The following is a 25388-nucleotide window of genomic DNA, read 5'->3' as shown; positions in this document are numbered from 1 at the left end:
TGGCCCGCTCCGTCCAGGACCACGTCGTCCTCCCCCTGTCGGCCGTCGGCGGCCGCGGCTGCAGCCCCGGGGGCCCCCCCGGGGGCGCCCGCCCCCCCGGCGCGGCCGCCGGGGGGCGGGGGGGGGGGCCCCCGGGGGGGGGGGCGGCGGGGGGGGGGCGCGCCCCCCGCCCCCGGCCCCGCGGCGCCACGACGACCGGGGTGGTCGTCGGCTGCTCCGAGCCGCCGGCCGGCTCCACCGAGATGCCCACCCCGCCCGCGCCCGCCAGGTCGGCGACGAACCGGACCCCCTGGCCGGCCCCGCCGGGCAGCATCGTGCCCGCCGAGCGCAGGGCGTCGCCCTCGACCAGCCACAGCTGGTACTCCCGACCCGCGCCCACGTCCGGCATCCCGGCGGCCAGCACCGCCGCCGAGGTGCCGTCGGTGACCACGGTGGCCGTGCCGCCGCCGGTGGCCTCGACCGTGACGACCCGCGCGGCGGGGCTGCCCAGCAGGTCGGCGACCCGCCGCGCCTGCTCGGCGTCCTGCCGCTCGGCGGCGGCCACGGCCCGCGCGTCGGCGGCGTCCCGGCGCGCGTCGACCGCGGTGGCCACGCCCGCGACGGCCACCGCGACGCTCGCGGCCACGGCCACGAGCGGCCCGGTCGCCCAGCCCCGGCGGCGCCGCGAGCGCTCGCGCAGGTCCACGACCGGCGCGGGGGCCTCCGGCTCGCGAGCCGCTGGCGGGACCCCCGGGACCCCGGGAGCCGCGGGCACCGTCGCGGCGTCCTGCCCGGGCCGCTCCTGCGGCGTGCGGGCCACCTCGGCCAGCAGCCGCTCGCGCAGGCCCGGCGGCGGGGGCACCTCGCCGGCCAGCCGCGACGCCGTCGCGCGCAGCGCGTCCGCCTCCCGGCGCACGGCCGGCGAGGTGCGCAGGTGCTCCTCCACGGCGGCGCGCTCGTCCTCGTCCACGGCGTCCAGCGCCCAGGCCGCCAGGTCCTCCTCCGGGGACCCGCCGTCCCGGCCGGCCCCGCGCCCGTCGCCCGCGCTCACGCCTGCACCCCCAGCGCGTCGCGCAGCCGGAACAGCGCGTCGCGCAGCCGGCTCTTGACGGTGCCCAGGGGCAGGTCCAGCCGCTCGGCCACCTCCCGCTGCGTGCAGCCGCCGAAGTAGGCCAGGTCCACGGCCTGGCGCTGCACCGGCGACAGGGCGGCCAGCGCCCGGCGGACCTCGTCGTGCTCGAGGAGCACCTCGACCTCCTCGCTCACGCTGTCGTAGGGGTCCGGCTCGCGCCGGGCGGCGCGGTCGTCGCGGGCGGCGCCCGCCTGCGCCGAGCGCACGCGGTCCACGGCGCGGCGGTGGGCCACGGTGACGGCCCACGCGCGCGCCGAGCCGCGGGCCGCGTCGAAGCGGGCGGCGGTGCGCCACACCTCCAGGAACACCTCCTGCACCACCTCCTCGGACTGCGCCGGGTCGCGCAGGACCCGCAGGACGGTGCCGTGGACGGCGGCGGCCGTGGCGTCGTAGAAGCGCGCGAACGCCTCCTGGTCGCCGCCGGCCGCCGCGACGAGGTCGTCCTCGGGCGAGCCGCCCGGCAGGACCTCGGGACGGGGTGCGGTCACCAGGCCCACCCTGCCACTCCCTCCGGGGCTCACCCCACGCTCACGGTGACGGTGTGCCAGCCGCTGGCGCCGTCCGGCACCGGGGCGGCGCGCTCCTGGGTCTGCACCTCGCCGGTGCCGTCGGTGGCGCGCACGGACAGCCGGTGGCTGCCCGGGTCGGCCGCCTGCCAGTCGAAGACCCACTGGCACCAGGTGTCGTCGGAGACGGACGGCACGATCCGGGCCTCGCGCCAGGGCTCGTCGTCGACGCGCACCTCCACGCGCTCGACGCCGCGGCCCTGCGCCCAGGCGACGCCCGCCACCGTCACCGGGCCCGCCTCCAGGCGGGCGAAGGAGCGCGGCACGTCGATGCGCGAGGCCGTCTTCACCGGCCCGCGCTCAGCCCAGCCGCGCTCGGTCCAGTAGGCGGTGCGGTCGGCGAAGCGGGTGACCTCCAGGTCGACGACCCACTTGCACGCCGACACGTACCCGTACAGGCCGGAGACGACCATCCGCACGGGGAAGCCGTGCTCGCGCGGCAGGGGCTCGCCGTTCATCCCGACGGCCAGCAGGGCGTCGCGGCCGTCGGTGACGTCGGCCAGCGGCGCGCCCAGGGTGAACCCGTCGACGCTCGTGGCCAGCAGCATGTCGGCGCCCGCGCGCGGGCGGACCCGGGCCAGCAGGTCGGCCAGCGGGTACCCCAGCCAGCGCGCGTTGCCGGCCAGGTCGCCGCCGACCTCGTTGCTGACGCACGTCATGGTGATCCAGCGCTCGACCAGGGGCAGCGCGAGCAGCTCGTCGAAGCCGATCTCGAGCTCCTCCTCGACCATCCCGTGCACGCGCAGCCGCCAGCCCGCCGCGGGGACGTCGGGCACGACCAGGGCGGTGTCGATCCGGTAGAAGTCCGCGTTCGGGGTGACGTAGCGGGTCAGGTCGCCGCCGAGGGGGTCGACGCCCTCCGGCAGCGGCGCCGCCGGCGACGCCGGGGCGGGCAGGACGACCGCGGCCCGCGAGGCCTCGGCGCTGCGCCGGCCGGAGACGACCCGCCCGCCGCCCGCAGCGGCCAGTCCGCCGGCGGCGATCCCGCCGACCAGCAGCGCCCGCCGGCCCGCGGGCGCGGGCCGGTCGACGCGCCGGACCAGGCCCACGAGCGCCAGCGCCCCGGCCACCGCGCCCAGCGCGGAGGGCAGGGGGGTCAGCGGCCCGGCGTCGGGTCGGGTCAGCGCCGCGAGCACCCCGACGGCCCCCAGGGCGGCGACCACCGCCACCCCGGCGGCCGGGCGGCGGCGGGCCAGCAGCCCGGCCACCGCGGCCAGCGCCGCCACGAGCGCGCCGACGGTGGCGAGCAGGACCGCCTTGTCGGCCGTGCCGAACCAGGCGATGGCCAGGTCCTTCAGCCACGGCGGCACCAGGTCGACGACGGCGTCGCCCACGACGACGAGGGGGGCGGCCGACGGCGACGTCAGCGCCGCCACCAGCTGCCCCACCCCCAGCGTGAGGACGGCCGACGCGATCCCGGCCAGGGCCGCCCAGCCCCGTCCGGCGCGGGACGCCGGGCGTCCCGCGCTCCCCTCCCGCTCCGGGGCCGGGCCGCGGGCCGGGTCGCGCTGCCGCCCTGCCCGGGCCACGCCGTCGTTCGTCCTCACACCCCCTCTTCGGAGCCGGCGGCCCCGCGGACTGCTCCCTCCGGGTGGTCCTCGGCGCCGGGTCCCGCCGCCGCGTCCAGGGCCCGAGCCACGTGCGGGGCCAGCAGGGCGAAGGCGCGGCCGCGGTGGCTGACGGCGTTCTTCTCGTCGGCGGAGAACTGCGCGAGGGTGCGCTCGTCGCCCTCGGGCACGAAGGCCGGGTCGTAGCCGAACCCGCCCCCGCCGGCCGGCGCGTCCGCCAGCCGGCCGCGCAGCTCGCCCAGCTCCACGTGCTCGCCCTCCTCGCCCCCGCCGGGCACGGCCAGGGCTGCCGCGCACACGAACGCGGCGCCGCGGTGCGCCGCGGGCACGTCGGCCACCTGCGCCAGCAGGAGCGCCAGGTTGGCGGCGTCGTCGCCGTGCCGGCCGGCCCAGCGGGCGGAGAAGATCCCCGGCGCGCCGCCGAGGACGTCCACGGCGATGCCGGAGTCGTCGGCCACGGCGACCAGGCCGGTGGCGGCCGCGACGGCGCGCGCCTTGAGCAGCGCGTTCTCGGCGAAGGTGACCCCGGTCTCGGCGACCTCGGGCACGTCGGCGCCCGTCTGGTCGATGCCCAGGACCTCCACGCCGGGCAGCAGCGGGGCCAGCACGGCGCGCAGCTCGCCGACCTTGTGGGCGTTGCGGGTGGCCAGCACCACCCGCCGCGCGCCGCTCACGCGCCCGCCCCGGGCAGCGGCGCGGCCAGCGCCTCCTCCTGCAGCCGCGCGAGCTGCGCGCACCCGCCGACGGCGAGGTCGAGCAGGGCGTCGAGCTCGGCGCGGTCGAAGGGCACGCCCTCGGCGGTGCCCTGGACCTCCACGAACCGCCCGTCGCCGGTGACGACGACGTTCATGTCGGTGCCGGCGCGCACGTCCTCCTCGTAGGGCAGGTCCAGGACGGGCCGCCCGCCGACGACGCCGACGCTGACGGCGCTGACGGACCCGGTCAGCGGCTGCTTGCTCGGGCGGACCAGCCCGCGCCCCTTCGCCCAGGCCACCGCGTCGGCGAGAGCCACGTACGCGCCGGTGACCGCCGCGGTGCGGGTGCCGCCGTCGGCCTGCAGGACGTCGCAGTCGAGGACGACGGTGTTCTCGCCGAGGGCCTTCGTGTCGACGACGGCGCGCAGGCTGCGGCCGATGAGGCGGCTGATCTCGTGGGTGCGCCCGCCGATGCGGCCCTTGACGGACTCGCGGTCGCCACGGGTGTCGGTGGCGCGCGGCAGCATCGCGTACTCGGCCGTCACCCACCCCTGCCCGGAGCCCTTGCGCCAGCGGGGCACGCCCTCGGTGAAGGAGGCCGCGCACAGGACGCGGGTGCGGCCGAACTCGACGAGGACGCTGCCCTCGGCGTGGTCGAGCCATCCGCGGGTGATGCGGACGGGCCGCAGGTCGTCGGGGGCCCGCCCGTCGGCCCGCGGGGCGGGCTCGGGCACGGCGGTCGCGCTGGAGGTCGTCACGCGCCCAGCCTGCCACCCGCGGGCGCCCGGCCGGTGACGCCCCGCGACCGCCCGGCGCGTTCCCGCCCGTGGCGTTCGGGCACCCTGAGCAACCAGTGAGGCACGTTGCGTCGCAACGGCATCACCCGGGCGGCGCACGCTGCGCCGATCGGGTCACACTGAGGTCACGAGCGGCGATATCGAGCGCGGACCGTCCCCGGCCGGGGCACCATGAGCGCATGTCGCGCACCACCCGGCAGCTGGTCCCCGGGGACCGGGTCCGCACCAGCACCGCCGACCACGAGGGCGTCGTCCTGCGCCCCCTGCGCCTGCCCGGCGCCGCTCGCCACCGGCTCGTCGAGCGCCAGGTCGCCGCCGTCACCGTGGTCGGCCCGGCCCTGCCCGGCCTGCGCCGCCTCGTCGTGGAGTTCACCGACGGCGCCGTCTCCCAGCCCGTCTCCCCGCGCGCCACCTGGCCGCTCGCGCCGGCGCGCGTGATCGACCTGACGGCGCTGGAGCGCCCGGACGCCGGGCAGGACGCCCAGCGGCCCGCGCCCCTGACCGTCGTGGGCGGCGACGCGCCGGCTACAGCACGCCGAGGTGCAGCGGGCCGGTCTCCTCGACCGAGACGACCTGCGGCCCGAGGAAGCGCTGCGCGAGCCCGGTGAACAGGCTCTTGTCGCCCGTGGAGGTGAACCGGTGCCTCGGCGCCGGGCGCTCGTCCGGGCGCAGCATCCCGCGCGCCGACAGCACCCGGTAGACGTCCGAGGCGGTCTCCTCCGCGCTGGAGACCAGCGTCACCCCGTCCCCCACCACGCTGCGCAGGACCGCCTGCAGCAGCGGGTAGTGGGTGCAGCCCAGCACGAGGGTGTCCACGCCCGCCGCGATGACCGGCTCCAGGTACTCCTCGGCCGCCGACAGCAGCTCCGGCCCGCTCGTGACGCCGCGCTCGACGAACTCCACGAACCGCGGGCACGCGACCGTCGTCAGCGTCAGGTCCGGCGCGGCCGCGAACGCGTCCTCGTAGGCGCGCGAGGAGATCGTCGCCCGCGTGCCGATCACCCCGACCCGGCCGTTGCGGGTGGCCCGCACGGCCCGGCGCACCGCGGGCTGGATGACCTCCACCACCGGCACGTCGTAGCGCTCGCGCGCGTCGCGCAGCATCGCGGCCGAGGCCGAGTTGCAGGCGATGACGAGCATCTTCACGCCCGACTCCACCAGCACGTCCAGCACGTCCAGGGCGTAGCGGCGCACCTCGGCGATCGGCTTGGGCCCGTAGGGGCTGTGGGCGGTGTCGCCGATGTAGTGGACCGGCTCGTGCGGCAGCTGGTCCAGCACGGCCCGCGCGACGGTCAGCCCGCCGACGCCGGAGTCGAAGATGCCGATGGGTGCGTCGTCCACGACGGGACAGGGTAGGTCAGCGCCGGGCCGGCGGCGGTGGGGCCGGGCGGGACGGGCCGCGCACCTCGCGCGCGTCGTCCCGCGTCAGCCCAGCGAGCGGACCAGCGTCTCCTGCAGGTGGGTGGCGAAGTCATACACGGCCCACGCGTAGCGCTCGGGGTCCTCCTCGGCCAGCGCGTCGAACGGGTCCTCGTCCGGGTCGTCGCTGACGCCCAGCCGCGTGCCCAGCGCCAGGCGGATGTCGTTGAGGGCCGCCAGCCACGTGCGGGCGCCGTCGGCGTCCAGCTTCACGCGCCCGCCCTGCCCGGCCACGGGCTCCAGGGTGGCCAGCAGGCCCCGCGCCGCGCGCGCCTTGCGCTCGCGCAGCCCGGACTCGGTCAGGCGGCGGAACTCCGCCGCGGCCTGCGGGTCGTCCTCGCCGTAGGCGTCGGGCAGCAGCCGGCGCAGGACCTCGTCCTCCGGCGGGACCGCCGGGGCGGCGCCCTCGTGGTCGCCGAAGGACGGCAGGTCGGCCAGGCCCAGCTGCTCGGCCAGCGGGTCCACGGCCCGCTGCGCCGGCTCGCCCGGCGCGCCGAGCAGCTCCAGGACCTCGCGGGCGAGCGAGGCGAGCACGTCGGCCTCGACCGGGCGCAGGTCGAGGGTCAGGAGGCCGTCGCGGGAACGGCGGAAGGTGGCCACGGGGTGCTCGTGCGCTCCTCAGTCGTCCTTCTGCAGGGTCGCCCACAGGCCGTAGCCGTGCATGGCCTCCACGTCGCGCTCCATCTGCTCGCGCGTGCCCGAGGACACGACCGCGCGGCCGCGCTGGTGCACGTCGAGCATGAGCGCGTCCGCCTTCTGCTCCGAGTACCCGAAGTGGGTGCGGAAGACGTAGGAGACGTACGACATGAGGTTGACCGGGTCGTTCCAGACGATCGTGACCCACGGCGGCGAGACCTCCTGGGAGAGGTCCGTCTCCGGTCGCTCCAGCTCCACGGGAGCGGTCAGGACGGTCGCCGGCACGCGGCCAGTGTACGGAGGGTGCGCGGGCCCCCGGTCCGCCCGGACGGCGGGCGGGGGCGGGTGCGCGCCCCGCCCGCTAGGTTCGGCCGGGTGAGCACGAGCACCGCGCTGCTGACCGACCGGTACGAGCTGACGATGCTGCAGGCCGCCCTGGCCGACGGCACCGCGCAGCGCCGGTGCGTCTTCGAGGTCTTCGCCCGCCGGTTGCCGGAGGGCCGCCGCTACGGCGTCGTGGCCGGCACCGCCCGGGTGCTCGACGCCGTGGAGCGCTTCCGCTTCAGCGAGGAGGACCTGGCGCCGTTCACCGGCGCCCTGGACGAGCGCACCCTGGACTTCCTGCGCTCCTACCGCTTCGGCGGGGACGTCGACGGCTACCCCGAGGGCGAGCTGTTCTTCCCCGGCTCCCCCGTGCTGACGGTCACCGGCACCTTCGCCGAGGCCGTCGTGCTGGAGACCGTGGTCCTGTCGATCCTCAACCACGACTGCGCCATCGCCTCGGCGGCGGCGCGCATGGTCACCGCCGCCCGCGAGCGCCCGCTGGTGGAGATGGGCTCGCGGCGCACCCACGAGGGAGCGGCGGTGGCGGCCGCCCGCGCCGCCTACCTGGCCGGGTTCGCCAGCACCTCCAACCTGCGCGCCGGCGCCGAGCACGGCATCCCCACCTCGGGCACGGCCGCGCACGCCTTCACGCTGCTGCACGACAGCGAGGAGGACGCCTTCCGCGCGCAGGTGCGGGCGCTGGGCACCGGCACGACGCTGCTGGTCGACACGTACGACATCACCCGCGGCATCGAGACGGCCGTGCGGGTGGCCGGCCCGCGCCTGGGCGCCGTGCGCATCGACTCCGGCGATCTGGCGGTGCTGGCCGTGCAGGCGCGCGAGCAGCTGGACTCCCTGGGCGCGACGGGCACGCGGATCGTCGTCTCCGGCGACCTGGACGAGTACGCGCTGGCGGCGCTGGCCGCCGCGCCCGTGGACCGCTACGGCGTGGGCACCTCGCTGGTCACCGGTTCCGGGGCGCCCACGGCCGGGATGGTCTACAAGCTCGTCGAGGTCGAGGGCCGGCCCGTCGCCAAGCGCTCGACGTCCAAGACGACGCAGGGCGGGCGCAAGGTCGCCGTGCGCCGGCACCGGCCCACGGGCACCGCCACCGAGGAGGTCCTGGGCACCGGCCGGGCCCCCGAGCCCGAGGACGGCGACCGCGTCCTGCAGGTGCCGCTGGTGCGCGGCGGGCGCCTGGTGGAGGGCCTGCCGGACCTGGAGGCCTCCCGCGAGCACCTGCGCCGGGCCCTGGTGACGCTGCCCTGGGACGGGCTGGCGCTGTCCAAGGGGGAGCCGGCCGTGCCCACCACCGTCCTGCCCGCCCAGCCCGCCGAGCCCCTCCCGGAGCGATCGTGACCCGCTGCCTCGTCGTCGTCGACGTCCAGAACGACTTCTGCCCCGGCGGCGCCCTCGGCGTGGCCGGCGGGGACGAGGTGGCCGCCGCCACCAGCCAGCTGCTGGCGCGCGGCGGCATCAGCTTCGACCACGTCGTCGCCACCCAGGACTTCCACGTCGACCCGGGCGACCACTTCTCCGACACCCCGGACTTCGTGGACTCCTGGCCACCGCACTGCCGCGCCGGCAGCCGCGGCGCCCTCCTGCACGACGCGCTGGACACCTCCCGCGTGGAGGCGGTCTTCCGCAAGGGCCAGTACGCCGCCGCCTACTCCGGCTTCGAGGGCCACACCTCCACCGTGACCGCCGAGGGCGGCGAGCTGGTGACCGGGCTGGCCGACTGGCTGCGCGAGCGGGGCGTGGACCAGGTGCACGTGGTGGGCATCGCCACCGACCACTGCGTGCGGGCCACCGCCCTGGACGCGGTGCGCGAGGGTTTCCGCACGACGGTCCTGCTGGGGCTGACGGCCGGCATCTCGCGCCCGACCGTGGACGCGGCGCTGGAGCAGATGCGCGCCGCGGGGGTCGTCCTCGTGGGCGACCCCGTCGTCGCCGACTGACCCGCCCGGACCGCCCGCGGGTCAGCGCCGGCGCGCGCGCACCACCACGGTGCGGCCGACCTTGTCGTGCAGGCCCTGGCGGCGCTTGTCCCACACCGGCCACAGCGAGTCCAGCAGCCACCACGCCAGGCCGAAGACGCTCAGCAGCTGGCTGGGCAGGTCGCGGGTGGCCCAGCGGGCGATCGAGGGCCACCAGCCGGGCAGGCCCGGGCTCTCCCAGCGACGCACCCGCACCCCCATCAGCAGCTTGCCGGGCGTGGCGCCGAAGAAGCGCAGGAACAGCACGGTGTAGACGGCGCTGATCGCCAGGAGCGCCCAGGTGATCGTCGAGACGGCGTTGACGACGTTGGGGTTCATCAGGACGTCCGTGGACGGCTGGACGGCGCCCGTGGTGGCCGCGTCCAGGCTCTCCTGCCAGAAGCTCCCGGTGGCGGCGAAGACCCGCTCCAGCTGCGACTGCACCGCGACGGCCGTGACGGTGTAGACGAGGACGCCGTCGACGGTCCTGGCCAGCAGGCGGGCGCCGAGCCCGGCCAGCGGCTCGCCGTCGGGCGTCGCGACGGCCTTCGCGGTGGCGGGGCCGCCCTGCTGCCCGTGGTGGCCCTGCTGGCCGTACGGCTGCGCTTGCTGCTGCTGCGGCTTCTGGAGCCACGACTGCTCACCGGAGCGCTGCGCGTCGCCCCACGACGAGCCGGGCCGCTGCGGGCCGGCGGGAGCCTGCCAGTCACCGGACCCGGCGTCCTGCCCGCCGGCGTGCGCGGAGGGCTCGGGGTGCGTGTGCTGCGTCCAGGCGGACCCGTCCCACCACCGCAGCTGCCCGGGGGTGGAGGGGTCGGCGTACCAGCCGGCGGGGGCGTTCACGCCGGCCTCGCGCGCCGGGCGGGCGCCGCCGGGACGGTCAGGGGGTCGCGCAGTCGTGCCACGACCGGTGAACGGGCGCCCGGGGCGGGGGGTTCCACCGCCGGGTCCCTCAGCTGAAGCGGCGGACGATCTCGGAGTTGCGGTCGGCCAGCAGCCGGCGCAGCGTGCGCCGCACGTACAGCGCGTCGGCGACCCGGCCCAGCGCGCCGGCGGGCGAGCGCCACACCATCCGGTCCGTCATGATCGTCATGCCCGGGCCCTCTGTCTCGAACAGGTGCTCGTGCCGGAAGTCCGCGAAGGCCCCGGCGGTCATCTCGTCGACGAAGCGGCCCGGCCGCTCCAGCTCGACGATGCGCGAGGTGTGCGCGACGGGCACGACGCCCAGCAGCCGCAGCCGCCAGCGCACCTGCTCGCCCAGCCCGATGCGCCCGCTGGTGCGCCCTGCGCCCTCGACGGCGCGCACCCGGTAGCGCCGGCCGGCGACGCGCTCGACGTCGAGGTCGAGGGCGACGTCGAAGACCTCCTCGACGGGTGCGCGGACCATGGTGCGCTGGACGAGCTCGGGCACCGCTCGAACCTAGCCCAGAGCGGCGTCAGACGAGGCTGAGCAGGTGGTCGCGCCGCCGGCGCAGCACGTCGACGCCGGCCGAGGCGGACGGCGGGCCGGGCACCGCGGCGCGCACCTTGGCGTAGACGCTGGCGTGCGGCAGCTGCCGACCGGCGGCGACGCGGCCGACGAGGCCGTGGATCTCCTTGCGCAGCAGCGCCGCGGTGTGCCACACCGCCTCGTCCGGCTCCTCCGGGGCGGGGCCGGGGGCCGCGGCGCCCTCCTCCTCGCCGTCGGCCGCGCGCGGGGCGGCGGTGCGCTTGCGGATCTCCGCGTCGCGCTGGGCCAGCAGCGCGGCCGTCTGCTCCGGGGACAGCAGCCCGGGCAGGCCGAGGAAGTCCTCCTCGTCGGCGCTCAGCGGCTCGGCCGGCCCACCGGCCCCGGGACCGCCGGCGGTCACCGCCCGCCCGCCGTGCAGGACGTGGGCGAACTCGGCCTGCGCCTCCAGCGCCTCGTACTCCCCCGCCGCACCGGGCTCGCGCTCCGGCGGCGGCAGCGGGTCCAGCTCGGCGGGGTCGAGGGCCTCCCCCGAGGGCGGCGGGGCGACGACGTGGTCGCGGTCGCTCTCCAGCTCGGCGGCCAGCGCCAGCAGCGGCCGCACGGCGGGCAGGAAGACGGTGGCGGACTCCCCGCGGCGGCGGGCGCGCACGACGCGCCCGACGGCCTGGGCGAAGAACAGGGGCGTGCGGTACGAGGTCATCCACGCCAGGCAGGCGGCGCGGGGCACGTCGACGCCCTCGGAGACCATGCGCACGCACACCGCGAAGCGCTGGTCGCCCTCGGCGAAGTCGGTGATCTTCTGGGAGGCCTTGGGGTCGTCGGACAGGATCAGCACGGGCTTCTCCCCCGTGACCCGCTGGACGATCTTGGCGTAGGCGCGCGCGTCGTCCTGGTCAGAGGCCAGCACGAGGCCGCCGGCGTCGTGCATGCCGTGCTCGCGCAGGTGGTTCAGGCGCTCGTCCATGGCGGCGATGACGTGCGGCACCCAGTCCCCGCGCGGGTCCAGCGCGGTGCGCCAGGCCAGCGCCTCCACCGACTTCGTCGTCGCGTCGGTCAGGGAGGCGGCCACGACCTCCCCGGCGCTGTTGCGCCAGCGCGAGGTGCCCGTGTACGCGGCGAAGACGACGGGGCGCACGACACCGTCGGCCAGCGCCTCGCGGTAGCCGTAGGTGTAGTCGGCGACGCTGCGCAGGCCGCCCTCGGCGTCGGGGGCGTCGTCCTCGACGTAGCGCACGAAGGGGATGCGCTCGTCGGCCTTGGTGCGGAACGGCGTCCCGGTCAGCGACAGGCGGCGGCGGGCGTCGTCGAAGGCCTCCAGCACGGCGTCGCCCCAGGACAGCCCGTCGCCGGCGTGGTGGATCTCGTCCATGATCACCAGCGACTTCTTCGCCGTCGAGCGGGCCCGGTGCAGCATCGGGTGCCCGGCGACCTGGGCGTAGGTGGTGACGTAGCCGCGCACGTCCGGGCGCACCGGGCCCACGGCGTTGCTCATCGTGGGGTCCAGCTCGATGCCGGCGCGGTGGGCGGCCTCGGCCCACTGGGTGCGCAGGTGGTCGGTGGGGGCCACGACGACGACGCGGTCCACGCGCCGGGAGTCCAGCAGCCGGCGCGCCAGCGCCAGCGCGAACGTCGTCTTCCCGGCGCCGGGGGTCGCGGTGACGAGGAAGTCGCGCGGGTCCTCGCGGCCGGGGTCGAAGTACCGCTCGAGGGCGGCGTTCTGCCAGGCGCGCAGCGGGCGGGCGGCGGGCGCGCCGGGCGCGTCGACGACCGGACCGGCCGTCGTGCCGGCCAGCGCCAGCGCGGGGTGCGACTGCGGGTCCGCCGGCAGGTCGCCGGTGGCGCGGGGTGCGGGGCTGGTCGTGCTCACGGTGCTCCGACGGTAGTCGACCCGGGCGCCGGTGCCTGCGCACCCGGGGGTCGTCCGCGCGCCCCCGTGGCGGCGGACAGCAGGGCGACGAGCAGGAGACCGGCGAACATGCCGGCGAACAGGGGCGCGTCGCCGCCGCGCCCGGCGCTGCCGAGGGCGGCGTAGGCGGAGCCGACGACGGCGATGCCCAGGACGCCGCCGAGGTTGTCGGACAGCTGCAGCGCCGAGGAGGCCAGGCCGCGCTCGGCGGGCGGCGCCATCCGCAGCGTCAAGACGCTGGTGGTGGCCATGCCCACACCCATGCCGCACCCGGCCAGCGCCCACACGCCGACGACGAACCAGCCGCTGGCGCCGGACAGGACGAGCGCGACCAGGGCGCCGAGGGCACCGGCCACGACGAGCCCGCCGACGACGAGGAGGCGGTGGCGCGGCCAGCGCGACAGCGAGCGTCCCTGCAGCGTGGAGCCGGTGAACCAGCCGATCGCCCCGCCGGTGAGGGCGAGCCCGGCCTGGGCGGGGTCCATGCCCCGCTCGGTGACCAGGAACAGCGGGACGAAGGACTCGGTGCCGAAGAAGGCCGCGGTGTACAGGCCGCGGACGGCGATGACGCTGGGCAGCCCGCGCGCGGCGCGCAGCGTGCCGCGCGGCAGCAGACCGGGCAGGGCGGCGACCACGAGGCCGGCGCCGACGACGGTGAGGACCACGGCGAGCGCCCCGCCGCCGGACAGGTCCTCGGCACCCACCTGCAGGGCGCCGGCGCCGGCGGCCAGCAGGGTGCCGCGCAGCGCCCGCCCGCGCGTGGTGGGGTCCAGGACGCCGGTGCCGCCGGTGGGCACGCGCGGCAGGATGACGAGCGCCACGAGCGCGGCCAGCGGGACGACGCCGCCGAAGACCGCCCGCCAGGACAGGTGCTGGGCGACCGCCCCGGCCACGGCGGGCCCGACGATCGCGGGCAGCACCCAGGCCGCCGCCATGAACCCGAACATCCGCGGGCGCACCGCGTCGGGGTAGGCGGCGCCGACGACGACGTACAGGCTGACGACGACCAGCCCGCCCCCGCCGCCGGCCAGCAGCCGCCCGGCCAGCAGGAGGCCGAAGGTGGGCGCCAGCGCGCACAGCAGCTGCCCGGCGGCGAACAGGGCGGCGCCGGCGGCCAGCGGGGCGCGCGGACCGCGGGCGTCGGCCCACGGGCCGGCGACGACGTTGCCGAGGAGGGAGGCGGTGAGGAAGGAGGAGAAGGCCAGCCCGTACGCGCGCACCCCGCCGAGGGCGTCGGCCGCCACGGGCATGGCCGTGGCCACGGCCATGTTCTCGAAGGCGACCAGGGTGATGAACGCGACGATCGAGATCGTCGTCGCGCGGTGCGCGCGCGAGAGCGGGCCGGCCTCCCCCGCCGCCGGTGCGGGGGTGCTCATCAGCGGCCGGAGTCGTCCCCGCCGCCGCCCTGCAGACCCTCGTAGATCTCCTTGCAGGTGGGGCACACCGGGAAGCGCTTGGGATCGCGCCCGGGCACCCACACCTTCCCGCACAGCGCGATCACGGGGTCCCCGGACAGCGCCGAGGCCATGATCTTGTCCTTCTGCACGTAGTGCGCGAAGCGCTCGTGGTCGCCCGGCTCGGCGCGCTCCTCGACCCGCTCCTCGCGGTCGAGCACGGCGGTGCGCTGCGGCGTCGACGACGGCGACTCGAGGGGCTGGGGGCTGGTCGGGTCGTCCGTCGGCGAGCTCATGGCGAGCATGCTACGTCGAGGCCGGGGACCCGGTCCCGGGGCGCGGCGGGGCGCCGCGGGCCTGGGCCTCGGTTCAGTTCAGGGCGGGGTCGGCGGGGAAGCTGGCCACCAGCGCCAGGTCGCCGCCCTGGCGGCGCAGCACGTCGGCCCACAGCCGCTGGGGGGCGTCGCTGAAGGCGTCGCGCGCCTCGGCGGGCAGGACGAACCAGGCGCCCTCGGCGATCTCGGCCTCGAGCTGGGCGGCGCTCCAGCCCGCGTAGCCGGCGAAGATGCGCAGGCCCGCCAGCTCGGGGACGACGACCTCGGGCGGGGTGTCGAGGTCGACGAGCCCGACGGAGCCGAGCCCCACGGAGCCGAAGACGCGGCGCACGCCGACGGGGTCGGGGCGGTCGCCGGGGACGGCGACGAGGCCGAGCGCCGAGTCCAGCGCGACCGGGCCGCCCTGGAACAGCTTGCCGGGCGAAGTGGTGAAGGGCTGCCAGCTGGGCAGCACGACGTCGACGTCGACGTCGAGGGGGCGGTTGACCACGACACCCAGCGCACCGTCGTCGTCGTGGTTGAGCAGGAGGACGACGGTGCGGTGGAAGTCGGGGTCGGTGAGGGACGGGGTGGCCAGCAGCAGCTTCCCCGTCAGCCCGGCGGCCTCGCGGTGCACCCGCTCATCCTCCCGCGGGGGGGGCGCCGCGCCCGCCGGCGGTGCCCGACCGTGGGGGTAGGTCTATAGTTATGATATTTTGAGGGGGGGGGGGCGCCGCCCCCCCCCCCCCCCCCCCCCCCCCCCCCCCCCCCCCCCCCCCCCCCCCCCCCCCCCCCCCCCCCCCCCCCCCCCCCCCCCCCCCACGACGGAGGTGCCCGACCGTGGCGGAACGACAATCGTTCTCATATCGTGCGGGGATGGACACCCCCGCGCCGCACTGGCTGCTCGTCCCGCCCGCCGAGGTCGGCATCCTCGAACGGCTGCGCCCCGCCGTCCGCGCCACCCGGAGCGGCGTCCTCGTCCGCCTCGACGCCGCCCCGCCCGTGCCCGGTGCCCAGCTGGGCATCGCCGCCCCCGGCCCGGGGCGGCGGGTGGGCGAGGACCTGCAGTGGTTCGGCGGCGGGCTGACCGCCGTCGAGGTCGGCGCGCTGGTCGCCGCGGTCCGCCGCGGTGACGTCGGGGCCGCCCGGTGCGCCCTGGCCCACCGCCGGCTGGGAGCGCCCGCGGCCGGCGACGCGCGCCCCGACCACCGCGCCGGCCGACCCGCCGCCCGCTGACCCGCCCGCCGCCCCGGACGCCGCGGGCGTCAGCCGCGCGCGGCGCGCTTCTGCTCGTACATCAGGCCGTCGGCGTCGGCGAGGACCTCGGCCGTGGTGCGCTCCAGGTCGTCGACGACCAGGCCGACGCTGCACCGGACCGTCACCGTGCCCGAGGGCAGCCGGACGCTGACCGCCGCGGTCGACTCGCGCAGCCGCGCGGCCAGCGCCCGCGGGTCCGCCCCCGCGCCCCCGTCCACGAGGACGACGAACTCGTCCCCGCCGAAGCGGGCGACCGTGTCCACCTCGCGCGAGGCCGCGCGCAGCCGCTGCGCCACCTCGGCCAGCAGCGCGTCCCCGGCCACGTGCCCGTGCTCGTCGTTGACGCGCTTGAGGTCGTCGACGTCGCAGAAGACGACCACGGGGGGAGGGTCGCCGCGCCGGGCCCGCGAGCGCGCCAGCCGCCAGCGGTCCTCCAGCAGCGCCCGGTTGGGCAGGCCCGTCAGGTCGTCGTGCGTGGCGCGGTGGGCCAGGTCGCGCTGGCGCACCACGTGGCGCGTGACGTCCCAGCAGGACAGCCCCAGCGCGGGGCGGCCGTGGTAGCCGATGGCGGCGGCGACGACCTCGACCGTGACGACGTCGCCGTCCCCGCGCAGCAGCCGCCACTCCTGCACGGCGCCGTCCTCGGCGGCCTGCACGTCGCCGGCCAGCAGGGCGCCGGCCAGGTGCCGGTCGTCGGGGTGCACGAGGTCGGCCGCCGGCCCGCCCGCGCCCGCCGGGTCCGGCAGCGCCAGCAGGCGGCCGGCCGCCGCGTTGGCCCAGACGACCGCGCCGTCCTGCACCACCAGCGTCGCCAGGGGCGAGTCCTCCACGAGGCGCCGGAAGTCGGCGTCCTGCACGTGAGCCCCTCTCGTCCGCGGGCGCCGGCCGGCACCCGGACGTCGACGCTACGTGCCGTCCAGGGGGCTCGCCGACCACCGCGGCGGGTTCTGCCGCATCGGCGGACACGTTGCGACGCAGCGTGTTCCCGTCACTGCGGTGCGCTCGCCACGGGGGGACCCTGCGTCGCGGTGGACGACACAGCGTCAGGAGCCGCGGCCGTAGGTCAGGCGGCGCAGCCACGTCTCCGCCGGCCCGCGGCGCCCGGCGGCCTCCAGCGCGACGGCCCCGGCGACCAGCAGCACCCAGGTACCCACGGCCAGCAGCGCCGCCTGCGCGACCCCGAGGGTGGCGCCCAGCCCGCCGGCCCAGGCCGTCAGGAGGCCGGCGAACACCACCGAGTGGGCCAGGTAGCCGGTCAGCGAGCGCCGGCCCAGCGCCGTCAGCCAGCGCACCGGCGCCGGGGAGGCTCCGCGCGCCGACAGCGCCGCGGCGGCGAGGGCGGCCAGGCACGCGTAGCCCAGCCCGCCGGCGAAGCCCGTGGCCGAGTGCAGCGCGCCCGCGGCGGCCGCCTGGCCGAGCGTCGGCTCGAAGACCCCGGCGGCGGCCAGCGCCAGCGGCAGCCCGCCCAGGCCGGCCAGCAGCAGGCCGCCGACGGCCAGCCGGGCCAGCAGGACCCGGTGGTGCACCGGGTCGTCCAGCCACCCGCGCCGGCCGACCAGCACGCCGAGGGCGACCATGCCGCCGACGAGGGGCACCTGGGCCAGGAGGCCGATGCCCAGCCACTCCCCGGCGCGGAACAGCGCCGCGAGCAGCACCGACTCCTGCGCCACCGAGGGCAGCAGGCTCGTCGTGCCCTCGGGCACCGGCAACCCCTCCATCAGGCCGAAGAGGGTCACCGGGACGAGCCCGGCCACGACCAGGACGCGCAGCGCCCGCTGTCCCGCCCCCACGACCAGGGGGGCCAGCAGGAGCAGCAGGACGCCGTAGGCGGCGGCGATGTCGCCGGAGAACAGCAGCACGCCGTGCAGGCCGCCGACGAGCAGCAGGGCCAGCCCGCGCCGGCGCAGCAGCCGGCGCACATCGGGCGCGGGCACCCCGCGCCGCAGGCGCCGGACGGCGAGCTGGTGGGCGCCGAAGCCGACGAGGAGCGCGAACATCGGGAAGGCGCGGCCGTCCACGAGGGACATCTGCACGGCGGTGACGACGCGGTCGGGCAGCGTCATGAGGTCCGCGGCCGGGTAGGCGCGGATCCCCTGCTGGCGGGCGTGCAGGTGGACGTGCACGTTGGCCAGGCAGATGAGCAGCAGCACGAACCCGCGGGCGAGGTCCGGGGCGAGCGCCCGGTCCGCCAGCGGCGTGCCGCGCAGCGGTGGAGCCGAGGGGGCGGAGGACGTGGTCACGCGCCCGACGCTAGGGCGGCGGCCGGGCCGGGCGGGTCCACCGCTCGGCGGACTCCTCGTCCACCGCCCGGACGAGAGCGGACGCGCGAGAGCCCCGTCGCGGCGGCTGCCGCGACGGGGCTCTCGTGGGGCGGTGGAGATGGCGGGAATCGAACCCGCGTCCGTCGGCGTGGTACCAGGGCTTCTCCGGGTGCATCCTGTTCAGCGGTCTGCTCGGCCCCGGTGCTCACACAGGCATGTCACCGCCGGGCCCAGCCGCGTTGAATGTCCCCCCCGCGTACGCGACCTCCGCGGGGGGTGAGCTCCCTAGTCGATGCCAGGACCCGGGGCGGGAGCTCACCCGGGCTGACAGAGTCGCACTCGCTCAGGCGGCGAGGGCGAACTCGGTGCGCTTGGAATCGGCACCTGTTGGTTTGCACGGAGCGTTGACGAGATGACCGTGCATCCTCGACCCGCTTCCCCTGGCTCGACGACCGACGTCGAAACCTGTCATCCCCTTGTTCAGTTGTCCCCGCTCCCCCGGACGGACCGGCGGTGCGGGAGGACCAGCGTACGTCACAACGGCGCCGGGCGCCCGGCTGTTCCCGCCCGGGCGCCCTGGCGCGCGGGCGGCTCAGACGGTGACGACGACCTTGCCGCGCACGTGCCCCTCCTGGCTGAGCCGCCAGGCGTCCGCGGCCCGCTCCAGGGGGAACGTCGCGGCGACGTCCACGCGCAGCGTCCCCGCGTCAACCATCCCGGCCAGCTCGGCCAGCTGCGCGGCGTCGGGCCGGACGAACACGTAGCGGCCCCCGACCTCCGCCACGGCCCCCGGGTCGATGACCGAGACGATCCGCTCGGGCCGGCCCACCAGCTGCGCGGAGACGGCGACGGCCTCCCCGCCCACGAGGTCCAGGGCCGCGTCGACGCCGTCGGGCGCCAGCGCCCGCACCCGCTCGGCCAGGCCCTCGCCGTAGACGACCGGCTCGGCGCCCAGGGCGCGCAGGTGCTCGTGGTTGCGCTCGCTCGCGGTCCCGACGACCCGCGCCCCGCGGGCGCGGGCGATCTGCACGGCCATCTGCCCGACCCCGCCCGCGGCCGCGTGCACGAGGACGACGTCGCCCGCGCCGACCTCGGCGCGCTCCAGGCTCTGCAGGGCCGTCAGCCCCGCCAGCGGCAGCCCGGCGGCCTCGGGGAAGCCGACCGAGGACGGCTTGCGGGCCACCGAGCGCACGGGGGCGGGCACCAGCTCGGCGTACGTCCCCCACTGCACGTCGTCGCGGCGGGCGTAGGCGACCACCTCGTCGCCGGGCACCCACTCGTGCACGGCCGGGCCCACCCGCTCCACGACGCCCGCGACGTCCCAGCCGGGCACCAGCGGGAAGCGCGTGGGGAACATCGACGCCAGCGCACCGGTGGCGACGAGGTGGTCGACGGGGTTCACGCCGGCCGCGCGCACCCTGATCAGGACCGTGTCGGGCGCGACGGGCGGGTCGTCGACGTCGGTGACGGTGAGGACCTCGGGCCCGCCGAAGGCGGTGATCGCTGCGGCTCGCACGCGCCCGACGCTAGGCGCCGCCGCGGCGGCCCGCACGGCGGGCGGGAGCGCTCGGCGCGGGGCTCGGCGGACGGCTCGCGGCGGGCTCACCAGGAGCCGCCGCCCCCGCCGCCGGCGCCGCCGCCGACCCGCACGGAGCTGGTCGAGGACGAGGACGACGTCGAGGGCGGCGGCGCGGCCAGCGCGCCGGTGGCGTCGCTGGAGAAGCCGCCGAGCAGGCCGCCGTAGACCGAGGCCGTCCACCCCGGCCGCCCGGGCGCGAAGAACCCCGGCGCCGGGGCGCCGGGCGCGCGGAACCAGGTGGGGGCGGGCACGGGCCGCTGCGCCTCGTCGAGGGAGCGCGCCCCCTCCTCCCAGCGGTCGGCGGCCTCCAGCGCCAGGGCGTGCGGCAGGTGGCGGGCGAAGCGGGCCGGGTCTGCGCCGGGACCCTCGCCGGCGCGGGCCAGGTCGGCGGCGAAGGCGCGGGCGGCGTCGCGGGCGGCGCGGCCGTCGGGGGTCAGCGCGGACAGGCCCACCGTGGCGAGGAGGGCGAGGAGCCCGACGGCGGCGACGGCCAGTCCCGCCAGCGCCCACGTGCTCGTCAGCGCCAGCACGACGGTGAGGGCGAGACCGCCCAGCAGCAGCGCCAGCGACCACCCCGCCCACCGGGCCGCCAGGCGCGCCGGGCGCGCGGTGAACCAGCCGCGGGCCACGACGTCGTCGTCGAGGGCCTGCTGGGTCAGCTGCACGCCCGCGCGCCCCTCGGTGCGCAGCGCGGACAGGGTCGTGTCCGGTCCGCCGCGGAAGAGCGTGTGCAGGAGGCGCTCCTCCGCGGGTGTGGTGCGCTCGCCGGGCGCGAGGTCCGTGCCGGTGCGGCGCAGCAGCCAGTCCCCCTCGTCCCCCTCGTCCGCGTCGCCGCCGGGGTCGACCCGCTCGACCTCCAGGTGCCCGCGCTGGGCGAGGTCCAGCAGGGTGGCGGTCACGTCGAGGGGGCGGGCGCCGCCGTGGACGAGGGCGCCGAGCACGCCGGGCGGGACGCCGGCCACGGAGGCGCCGGTGCCGAGGACGGCCGCCGGCTCGCGGTGGCGCCGGCGCAGCGCGAGGACCCCCGCCGTCCCGGCGGCCAGCACCGCGGCGCTCCCGCCGAGGGTGCCCGCGTCGGCGCGGAAGGCCCGCGCGGGGCTGAAGGTGTCGACCAGGACGGGCGGGGCCGCGTCCAGCGCGCCCGCCGGCAGGTCGGCGGCGACCGTGACGCCCTGCTCCGGGCCGAGCCCGGCCGCGGTGAAGGCCGTGCTCGCGGTGGGGGCCGCGGGCCCGGCCACCTCGCACGGCGTCGCCGCGCCCTCCCCGCCGACGGCGCAGCGCACGGCGGTCATCGCCACGGGGGCGCTCAGCGCGACCTCGACGGCGTCCACGGGCACCGGCCACCCGGTGCCCAGCGCGTCCCACACCAGCCGCTGCCCCGCCTCGCCGCGGTCGTCGACGACGGCGTCCACCCGGTAGTCCAGGACCCAGGTCTGCTGCCCGGTGACGTCCTCGCGGTCGGGGTCGCCGATGCGCAGCTCCAGGACACCGCCGTCGGTCTCCTGCTGCACCTGGGTCGGCGCGCCCGTGGGGCTGGAAACGGCGACGTCGGAGACGGGCCAGCGCCGGTCGCGGGTCTGCTCGTGCGGTCCGCGCACGGGGATCGTGCGCAGCAGCCCGTGCCGCTGCGCGTCGCCGAAGTCGTAGGCGATGGTCTCGCGCACCCGCAGGCCGCCGTCGTCGGTGACGGTCAGCTCGGCGCGGTAGGAGCGCACGCGCTCGCCCTCGGCGGGCTCCTCGGCGGCCGCCGACGCGGCCAGGGGCCCGAGCAGGGCCAGGACGGCGACGGCGGCGGCCGCCGCCCAGCGGACCGCGGCGCCCGTCACCGACCGCACCCCGTCCCCCCGGGTCCCGTCAGCGGTTCTGCCGCAGCGACATGGCCCGCTCGGCCTCGCGGCGGTCCTGCCGCTCGCGCAGCGCGTGCCGCTTGTCGTACTCCTTCTTGCCCTTGACCAGCGCGATCTCGACCTTGACGCGCCCGCCCTCGAAGTACAGCTGCAGCGGCACGATGCTCATGCCGGTCTCGCGGACCTTGCCCGCCCACTTGTCGATCTCGGCGCGGTGCAGCAGCAGCTTGCGCTTGCGCCGCGGGGTGTGGTTCGTCCAGGTGCCCTGCACGTACTCGGGGATGTGGACGTGCTCCAGCCACACCTCGCCGCCGTCGATCTGGGCGAAGCCGTCCACGAGGGAGGCGCGGCCCATCCGCAGCGCCTTGACCTCGGTGCCCATGAGGGCGATGCCGGCCTCGTAGGTGTCCAGGACGTGGTAGTCGTGGCGGGCCTTGCGGTTGCTGGCGATGACCTTGCGGCCTTCCTCGCGCGGCACGGCCTGCCTCCTCCTCCGGTCCGCCGCGGGGCGGACGTGGCTGCGGTCGCCGGGCACCGGTCGGTGCGCGGCGGGTCCTCGAGTCTAGACCCGCAGGTGCCGGCGCAGGCTGACGAGCGAGGCCAGCACGGCCAGGAGCACGCCGACGGCGAACATCGCCGGCATCGTCGGCCACAGCACCTCCGGCACCGCGACCAGCCGGGTGGTGAAGTCCGGGCGGGCCTGCACCTCGCCCAGGCCGAACTCGACCAGCGCCCACAGCGCGCCCGAGGCCAGCGCCGCCCCCAGCACGGTGGCGATGATCCCCTCCAGGACGAACGGCAGCAGGATCAGCCAGCGCGAGGCGCCGACCAGCCGCATGATCCCCACCTCGCGGCGGCGGCTGAACGCGGCCAGCCGGATCGTCGTGGACACCAGCAGCACCGCGCACACGAGCATCAGCGCGGCCAGCACGAGCGCCACCAGCGTCGCCCCGTCCAGCGCGGAGAACAGCGGCCCGAGGACGGCGCGCTGGTCGGGCACGTCCTCCACGCCCGGGTAGCCGACGAACGCCTGGCGGACCTCGTCGTAGCGGTCGGGCTCGACGAGGCGCACGCGGAAGGACTCCGGCAGCTGGTCGGGGGTGACGTTCTCCGCCAGCGTCGGGTCGACCTGCTCGACGAAGTTGTCGTAGGCCTGCGCCTGCGACTCGTAGAAGACCTCGTCGACCAGGGGCGCCAGCGAGCCGGTGGTCAGCTCGGCGCGCACGGCGTCGCGCTGGGCGGCCGTCACCGCGCCCGCGGGGCAGTTGGCCGGCAGGCTCTCCGGCCCGCACAGGAAGATCGAGACCTGGACGCGGTCGTACCACTGCCCCTTGAGGATGTCGACCTGCTGCTGCACGAGCAGGCCGGCCCCCAGGAAGAACAGCGAGACCATCGTCACCAGGACGACGGACAGGGCCATCGAGACGTTGCGGCGCAGGCCGATGAACATCTCGCGCAGGACGAAGCCGAGTCGCACGGGTGCTCCCTCCCCCGCCTCAGCCGGCCGAGCCGTAGACGCCGCGGTCCTCGTCGCGCACGACGCGACCGTCGCGCAGCTCGACGACGCGCTTGCGCATCTGGTCGACGATGTCGTCGTCGTGCGTGGCCATCACGATGGTGGTGCCCGTCCGGTTGATGCGGTCCAGCAGCTTCATGATCCCGACGCTGGTGGTCGGGTCGAGGTTCCCCGTCGGCTCGTCGGCCAGCAGGATCGCGGGGCGGTTGACGAAGGCGCGCGCGATGGCGACGCGCTGCTGCTCCCCGCCCGACAGCTCGTGCGGGCGCCGCTTCTCCTTGCCCTCCAGCCCGACCAGGGCCAGGACCTCGGGCACGGTGTGCGCCACGACGTGCCGGGGCCGGCCGATGACCTGCATGGCGAAGGCGACGTTCTCGAAGACGGTCTTGTCGGTCAGCAGCCGGAAGTCCTGGAAGACGACGCCCATCTGCCGGCGCAGGTGCGGCACGCGCCAGCTGCGCAGGCGGCCCACGTCGCGGCCGGCGACCTGCACGGTGCCGGAGCTGGCGCGCTCCTCCTTGAGCACGAGCCGCAGGAACGTCGACTTGCCGGAGCCGGAGGGCCCGACCAGGAAGACGAACTCGCCCTTGTCGACCTGGAGGGTCACCTCGGCGAGCGCGGGGCGGTGCCCCTCGCCGTAGACCTTGCTGACGTGCTCGAAGGTGATCACTCGGTGGGGGCCGGTCTCGGGGACGGTGGTGCGACCGCGGTGCGGTCGCGGGGCGGTCGTGCTCCGGCCGCCGACCACTCTACGCACCGGTGACGCGCAGCGACCGCGGCCCGCCGGACGGGTGATCCCGACCCGGCGGACGCGGTCCTCGGCGGGTTCAGGCCTCGACGCGCTCGGCGGTGCGGCGCCAGCGGATGCCGGACTCCAGGAAGTCGTCGATCTCCCCGTCGAAGACGGCGTCGGCGTTGCCGACCTCGTGGTTGGTGCGCAGGTCCTTGACCATGCGGTACGGCTGCAGGACGTAGGAGCGCATCTGGTTGCCCCACGAGCCGGAGTCGTCGCCCTTGAGGGCGTCCAGCTCGGCCTGGCGGTCCTTGCGGGCCCTCTCCAGCAGCTTGGCCTGCAGGACGCGCATGGCGGCGGCCTTGTTCTGCAGCTGCGACTTCTCGTTCTGGCAGGTGACGACGATGCCGGTGGGCACGTGCGTCAGGCGCACCGCGGAGTCGGTGGTGTTGACCGACTGCCCGCCGGGGCCGGAGGAGCGGTACACGTCCACGCGCACGTCGTTCTCGGGGACCTCGATGTGGTCGGTCTCGGCCACCACGGGCAGGACCTCCACGCCCGCGAAGGACGTCTGGCGCCGGCCCTGGTTGTCGAAGGGCGAGATGCGCACGAGGCGGTGGGTGCCCTGCTCGACGCTGAGGGTGCCGTAGGCGTAGGGGGCGGCGACCTTGAAGGTCGCGGACTTGATCCCGGCCTCCTCGGCGTAGGAGGTGTCGTAGACCTCCGTCTTGTAGCCCTTGCGCTCGGCCCAGCGCAGGTACATGCGCATGAGCATCTCGGCGAAGTCCGCGGCGTCGACGCCGCCCGCCTCGGAGCGGATCGTCACCAGCGCCTCGCGGGCGTCGTACTCGCCGGCGAGCAGGGTGCGCACCTCCAGCTCCTGCAGGGCCCTGCGCACCTCGGCCAGCTCGCGCTCGGCCTCGGCCAGGGAGTCGGCGTCGTCCTCGGACTCGGCCAGCTCGACGAGGACCTCCAGGTCGTCGATGCGCGAGCCCATCCGCTCGATGCGGTCCAGCTCGGCCTGCACGGTGGACAGGCGGCTGGTCACGCCCTGGGCGCGCTCGACGTCGTCCCACAGGTCCGGGGCGGCGGCCTGCTCGTTGAGGGCGGCCAGCTCCGAGCGCACCGCGTCGAGGTCCGACACCTCCCGGATCGACGCGTACGTCTGGCGGAGGGCGGAGATCTCGGCGGGGAAGTCGGTGGCGGCCACGGCGCTCCACTGTACGCGCGGGCGGCGGGCGCCCCCGCCCGGAGAACGTCAGGAGAAGGCGGAGGCGGGCAGGTCCCGCTCCTCGCCGGCCAGAGCCCGCAGGACCCGGTCGGCGACGGCGGCCGGGTCGAGGCCGGTGGGCAGCTTCGGAGCGCTGCCGGCCACGGGGCGCCCGGCCAGCCCGGTCTCGGTGTGCGGGGGCCGCACGTCCAGCACGCGCACGCCCTCGCGGCGCAGCTCCTTGGCCAGGGCCGCGTCGAAGGCGGTCAGCGCGGCCTTGGACGCGGAGTAGGCGGCCATCCCGGCCACCGGCTGCTCGGCGACCACGGCCGAGAGCAGGACCGCGCTGGCGCCGGGCCGCTCGGCGGCGGCCGCGCGCAGGTGCGGCACGGCGGCGCGCAGCAGCCGCACCGGGCCGAGGGTGTTCGCCAGGAACAGCTCGTCGAGCAGGTCGTCGTCGGCGTCGGCGGCGGGGCCGAAGGCGACGACGCCGGCGGCGTGCACGAGGACGTCCAAGCGGCCGAGGTGGGCGACGGCCTCCTCGACGAGCCGCTCCGGCTCGCCGGGCAGGCGCAGGTCCGCGGTCACGGCGCGGCCGGGCAGCTCGCCCAGGCGGCCGCCGTCGCGGCCGGAGACGACGAGGCGGGCGCCGGCGTCGGCCAGCCCGCGCGCGAGGTGGCCGCCGAGCACGCCGCTGGCGCCGGTCACGAGGACGGCGGCGCCGTCGAGGTCGGTCACGCGCCCAGGGTGCTGGCCCGGCGGGCGGCGCGCACGCCGGGGACGGGTCCGGCCGGGCGCTCCCCCACGCCCGGCCGGACCACCTCCCCCG

27 protein-coding genes and 1 other RNA gene are annotated in these 25388 nt (G+C 77.4%); 4 read left to right on the top strand and 24 right to left on the bottom strand.

The window, feature by feature from the left end:
• The 5 genes from ACRYMY_RS14580 to rph all read right to left on the bottom strand — a co-directional run.
• Positions 1–1030, bottom strand: a 1030-nt coding sequence (locus ACRYMY_RS14580; protein WP_432547971.1) for an anti-sigma factor, incomplete at its 3' end; no start/stop codon positions are given.
• On the bottom strand, positions 1027–1602 hold the full coding sequence (gene sigK, locus ACRYMY_RS14575) for an ECF RNA polymerase sigma factor SigK (RefSeq protein WP_432547976.1): 576 nt from the start codon (positions 1600–1602) through the stop codon (positions 1027–1029). The genes ACRYMY_RS14580 and sigK, both read right to left, overlap by 4 nt.
• A 26-nt stretch (positions 1603–1628) precedes the next feature.
• Positions 1629–3101: a molybdopterin-dependent oxidoreductase gene (locus ACRYMY_RS14570; protein WP_432547975.1), complete on the bottom strand. Its 1473-nt coding sequence runs from the start codon at positions 3099–3101 to the stop codon at positions 1629–1631.
• A 119-nt stretch (positions 3102–3220) separates the two neighbouring features.
• Positions 3221–3919, bottom strand: a complete 699-nt coding sequence (rdgB, locus tag ACRYMY_RS14565; protein ID WP_432547970.1) for an RdgB/HAM1 family non-canonical purine NTP pyrophosphatase — start codon at positions 3917–3919, stop codon at positions 3221–3223.
• A complete protein-coding gene (rph, locus tag ACRYMY_RS14560) occupies positions 3916–4698 on the bottom strand; it encodes a ribonuclease PH (RefSeq protein WP_432547969.1) in 783 nt (260 codons plus the stop codon). The genes rdgB and rph overlap by 4 nt, the downstream gene beginning before the upstream one ends.
• Before the next feature lie 218 nt (positions 4699–4916).
• Between rph and ACRYMY_RS14555 the strand changes: the two genes are divergently transcribed.
• A complete protein-coding gene (locus ACRYMY_RS14555; RefSeq protein WP_432547968.1) occupies positions 4917–5345 on the top strand; it encodes a hypothetical protein in 429 nt (142 codons plus the stop codon).
• Here ACRYMY_RS14555 and murI read toward each other — a convergent pair.
• The 3 genes from murI to clpS form a co-directional block, all read right to left on the bottom strand.
• Complete coding sequence (gene murI, locus ACRYMY_RS14550; RefSeq protein WP_432547967.1) at positions 5263–6078, bottom strand: glutamate racemase; 816 nt, start codon at positions 6076–6078, stop codon at positions 5263–5265. The genes ACRYMY_RS14555 and murI overlap by 83 nt on opposite strands.
• A gap of 84 nt (positions 6079–6162) precedes the next feature.
• Positions 6163–6756 (bottom strand): DUF2017 domain-containing protein, encoded by a 594-nt coding sequence (locus tag ACRYMY_RS14545; protein WP_432547966.1) that lies wholly within the window; start codon positions 6754–6756, stop codon positions 6163–6165.
• 18 nt (positions 6757–6774) lie between these two features.
• Entirely contained in the window at positions 6775–7077 is a 303-nt protein-coding gene (gene clpS, locus ACRYMY_RS14540; RefSeq protein ID WP_369052548.1) for an ATP-dependent Clp protease adapter ClpS, read from the bottom strand.
• A 90-nt stretch (positions 7078–7167) separates the two neighbouring features.
• On the opposite strand from clpS, the gene ACRYMY_RS14535 reads away from it, so the two are divergent.
• Positions 7168–8475 (top strand): nicotinate phosphoribosyltransferase, encoded by a 1308-nt coding sequence (locus ACRYMY_RS14535; protein WP_432547965.1) that lies wholly within the window; start codon positions 7168–7170, stop codon positions 8473–8475.
• Entirely contained in the window at positions 8472–9074 is a 603-nt protein-coding gene (locus ACRYMY_RS14530) for a nicotinamidase (RefSeq protein WP_432547964.1), read from the top strand. Before ACRYMY_RS14535 ends, ACRYMY_RS14530 begins: the two co-directional genes overlap by 4 nt.
• 21 nt (positions 9075–9095) lie before the next feature.
• Here ACRYMY_RS14530 and ACRYMY_RS14525 read toward each other — a convergent pair whose 3' ends face one another.
• The 6 genes from ACRYMY_RS14525 to ACRYMY_RS14500 form a co-directional block, all read right to left on the bottom strand.
• Positions 9096–9935, bottom strand: a complete 840-nt coding sequence (locus ACRYMY_RS14525) for an RDD family protein (protein ID WP_432547963.1) — start codon at positions 9933–9935, stop codon at positions 9096–9098.
• Between the two features lie 109 nt (positions 9936–10044).
• A complete protein-coding gene (locus ACRYMY_RS14520; protein ID WP_432547962.1) occupies positions 10045–10503 on the bottom strand; it encodes an SRPBCC family protein in 459 nt (152 codons plus the stop codon).
• 25 nt (positions 10504–10528) lie between these two features.
• Positions 10529–12340, bottom strand: a complete 1812-nt coding sequence (locus tag ACRYMY_RS14515; RefSeq protein ID WP_432547974.1) for a DEAD/DEAH box helicase — start codon at positions 12338–12340, stop codon at positions 10529–10531.
• Positions 12341–12405: 65 nt separating this feature from the next.
• Positions 12406–13824 carry an MFS transporter gene (locus tag ACRYMY_RS14510; RefSeq protein WP_432547961.1) on the bottom strand — a complete coding sequence of 473 codons (1419 nt, stop codon included), beginning with the start codon at positions 13822–13824 and terminating at the stop codon, positions 12406–12408.
• Entirely contained in the window at positions 13824–14138 is a 315-nt protein-coding gene (locus ACRYMY_RS14505) for a DUF3039 domain-containing protein (RefSeq protein ID WP_369052557.1), read from the bottom strand. Before ACRYMY_RS14505 ends, ACRYMY_RS14510 begins: the two co-directional genes overlap by 1 nt.
• Before the next feature lie 73 nt (positions 14139–14211).
• On the bottom strand, positions 14212–14793 hold the full coding sequence (locus ACRYMY_RS14500) for a YqgE/AlgH family protein (protein WP_432547960.1): 582 nt from the start codon (positions 14791–14793) through the stop codon (positions 14212–14214).
• Between the two features lie 239 nt (positions 14794–15032).
• Here ACRYMY_RS14500 and ACRYMY_RS14495 point away from each other — a divergent pair, with 239 nt between their 5' ends.
• Entirely contained in the window at positions 15033–15392 is a 360-nt protein-coding gene (locus ACRYMY_RS14495) for a hypothetical protein (protein ID WP_432547959.1), read from the top strand.
• Between the two features lie 29 nt (positions 15393–15421).
• Here ACRYMY_RS14495 and ACRYMY_RS14490 read toward each other — a convergent pair whose 3' ends face one another.
• From ACRYMY_RS14490 to ACRYMY_RS14445, 10 genes are all read right to left on the bottom strand, one after another.
• Complete coding sequence (locus tag ACRYMY_RS14490; RefSeq protein ID WP_432547958.1) at positions 15422–16270, bottom strand: GGDEF domain-containing protein; 849 nt, start codon at positions 16268–16270, stop codon at positions 15422–15424.
• Positions 16271–16456: 186 nt separating this feature from the next.
• The gene (locus ACRYMY_RS14485) at positions 16457–17653 is read right to left on the bottom strand and encodes a DUF418 domain-containing protein (protein ID WP_432547957.1); all 1197 of its coding nucleotides are present in this window, start codon (positions 17651–17653) and stop codon (positions 16457–16459) included.
• A 131-nt stretch (positions 17654–17784) separates the two neighbouring features.
• Positions 17785–18150, bottom strand: a transfer-messenger RNA (tmRNA) gene (gene ssrA / locus ACRYMY_RS14480).
• A gap of 116 nt (positions 18151–18266) precedes the next feature.
• Positions 18267–19190, bottom strand: coding sequence for an NADP-dependent oxidoreductase (locus ACRYMY_RS14475; RefSeq protein WP_432547956.1), 924 nt, complete (start codon positions 19188–19190; stop codon positions 18267–18269).
• Positions 19191–19276: 86 nt separating this feature from the next.
• Positions 19277–21079, bottom strand: coding sequence for a DUF2207 family protein (locus ACRYMY_RS14470; RefSeq protein ID WP_432547955.1), 1803 nt, complete (start codon positions 21077–21079; stop codon positions 19277–19279).
• A 28-nt stretch (positions 21080–21107) separates the two neighbouring features.
• Positions 21108–21578, bottom strand: coding sequence for an SsrA-binding protein SmpB (gene smpB, locus ACRYMY_RS14465; RefSeq protein ID WP_432547954.1), 471 nt, complete (start codon positions 21576–21578; stop codon positions 21108–21110).
• A gap of 84 nt (positions 21579–21662) precedes the next feature.
• Complete coding sequence (gene ftsX, locus ACRYMY_RS14460) at positions 21663–22577, bottom strand: permease-like cell division protein FtsX (RefSeq protein ID WP_432547953.1); 915 nt, start codon at positions 22575–22577, stop codon at positions 21663–21665.
• Between the two features lie 19 nt (positions 22578–22596).
• On the bottom strand, positions 22597–23286 hold the full coding sequence (gene ftsE / locus ACRYMY_RS14455) for a cell division ATP-binding protein FtsE (protein WP_432547952.1): 690 nt from the start codon (positions 23284–23286) through the stop codon (positions 22597–22599).
• 157 nt (positions 23287–23443) lie between these two features.
• A complete protein-coding gene (gene prfB / locus ACRYMY_RS14450) occupies positions 23444–24559 on the bottom strand; it encodes a peptide chain release factor 2 (protein WP_432547951.1) in 1116 nt (371 codons plus the stop codon).
• Between the two features lie 48 nt (positions 24560–24607).
• Positions 24608–25297, bottom strand: a complete 690-nt coding sequence (locus tag ACRYMY_RS14445) for an SDR family NAD(P)-dependent oxidoreductase (RefSeq protein ID WP_432547950.1) — start codon at positions 25295–25297, stop codon at positions 24608–24610.
• Positions 25298–25388: the final 91 nt, after the last annotated feature.

Source organism: Kineococcus haloalkalitolerans (genome assembly GCF_050871905.1).
GTDB lineage: Bacteria > Actinomycetota > Actinomycetes > Actinomycetales > Kineococcaceae > Kineococcus.
The sequence above is the reverse complement of the archived record's forward strand: the minus strand, read 5'-3'. Positions and strand labels throughout refer to the sequence as shown.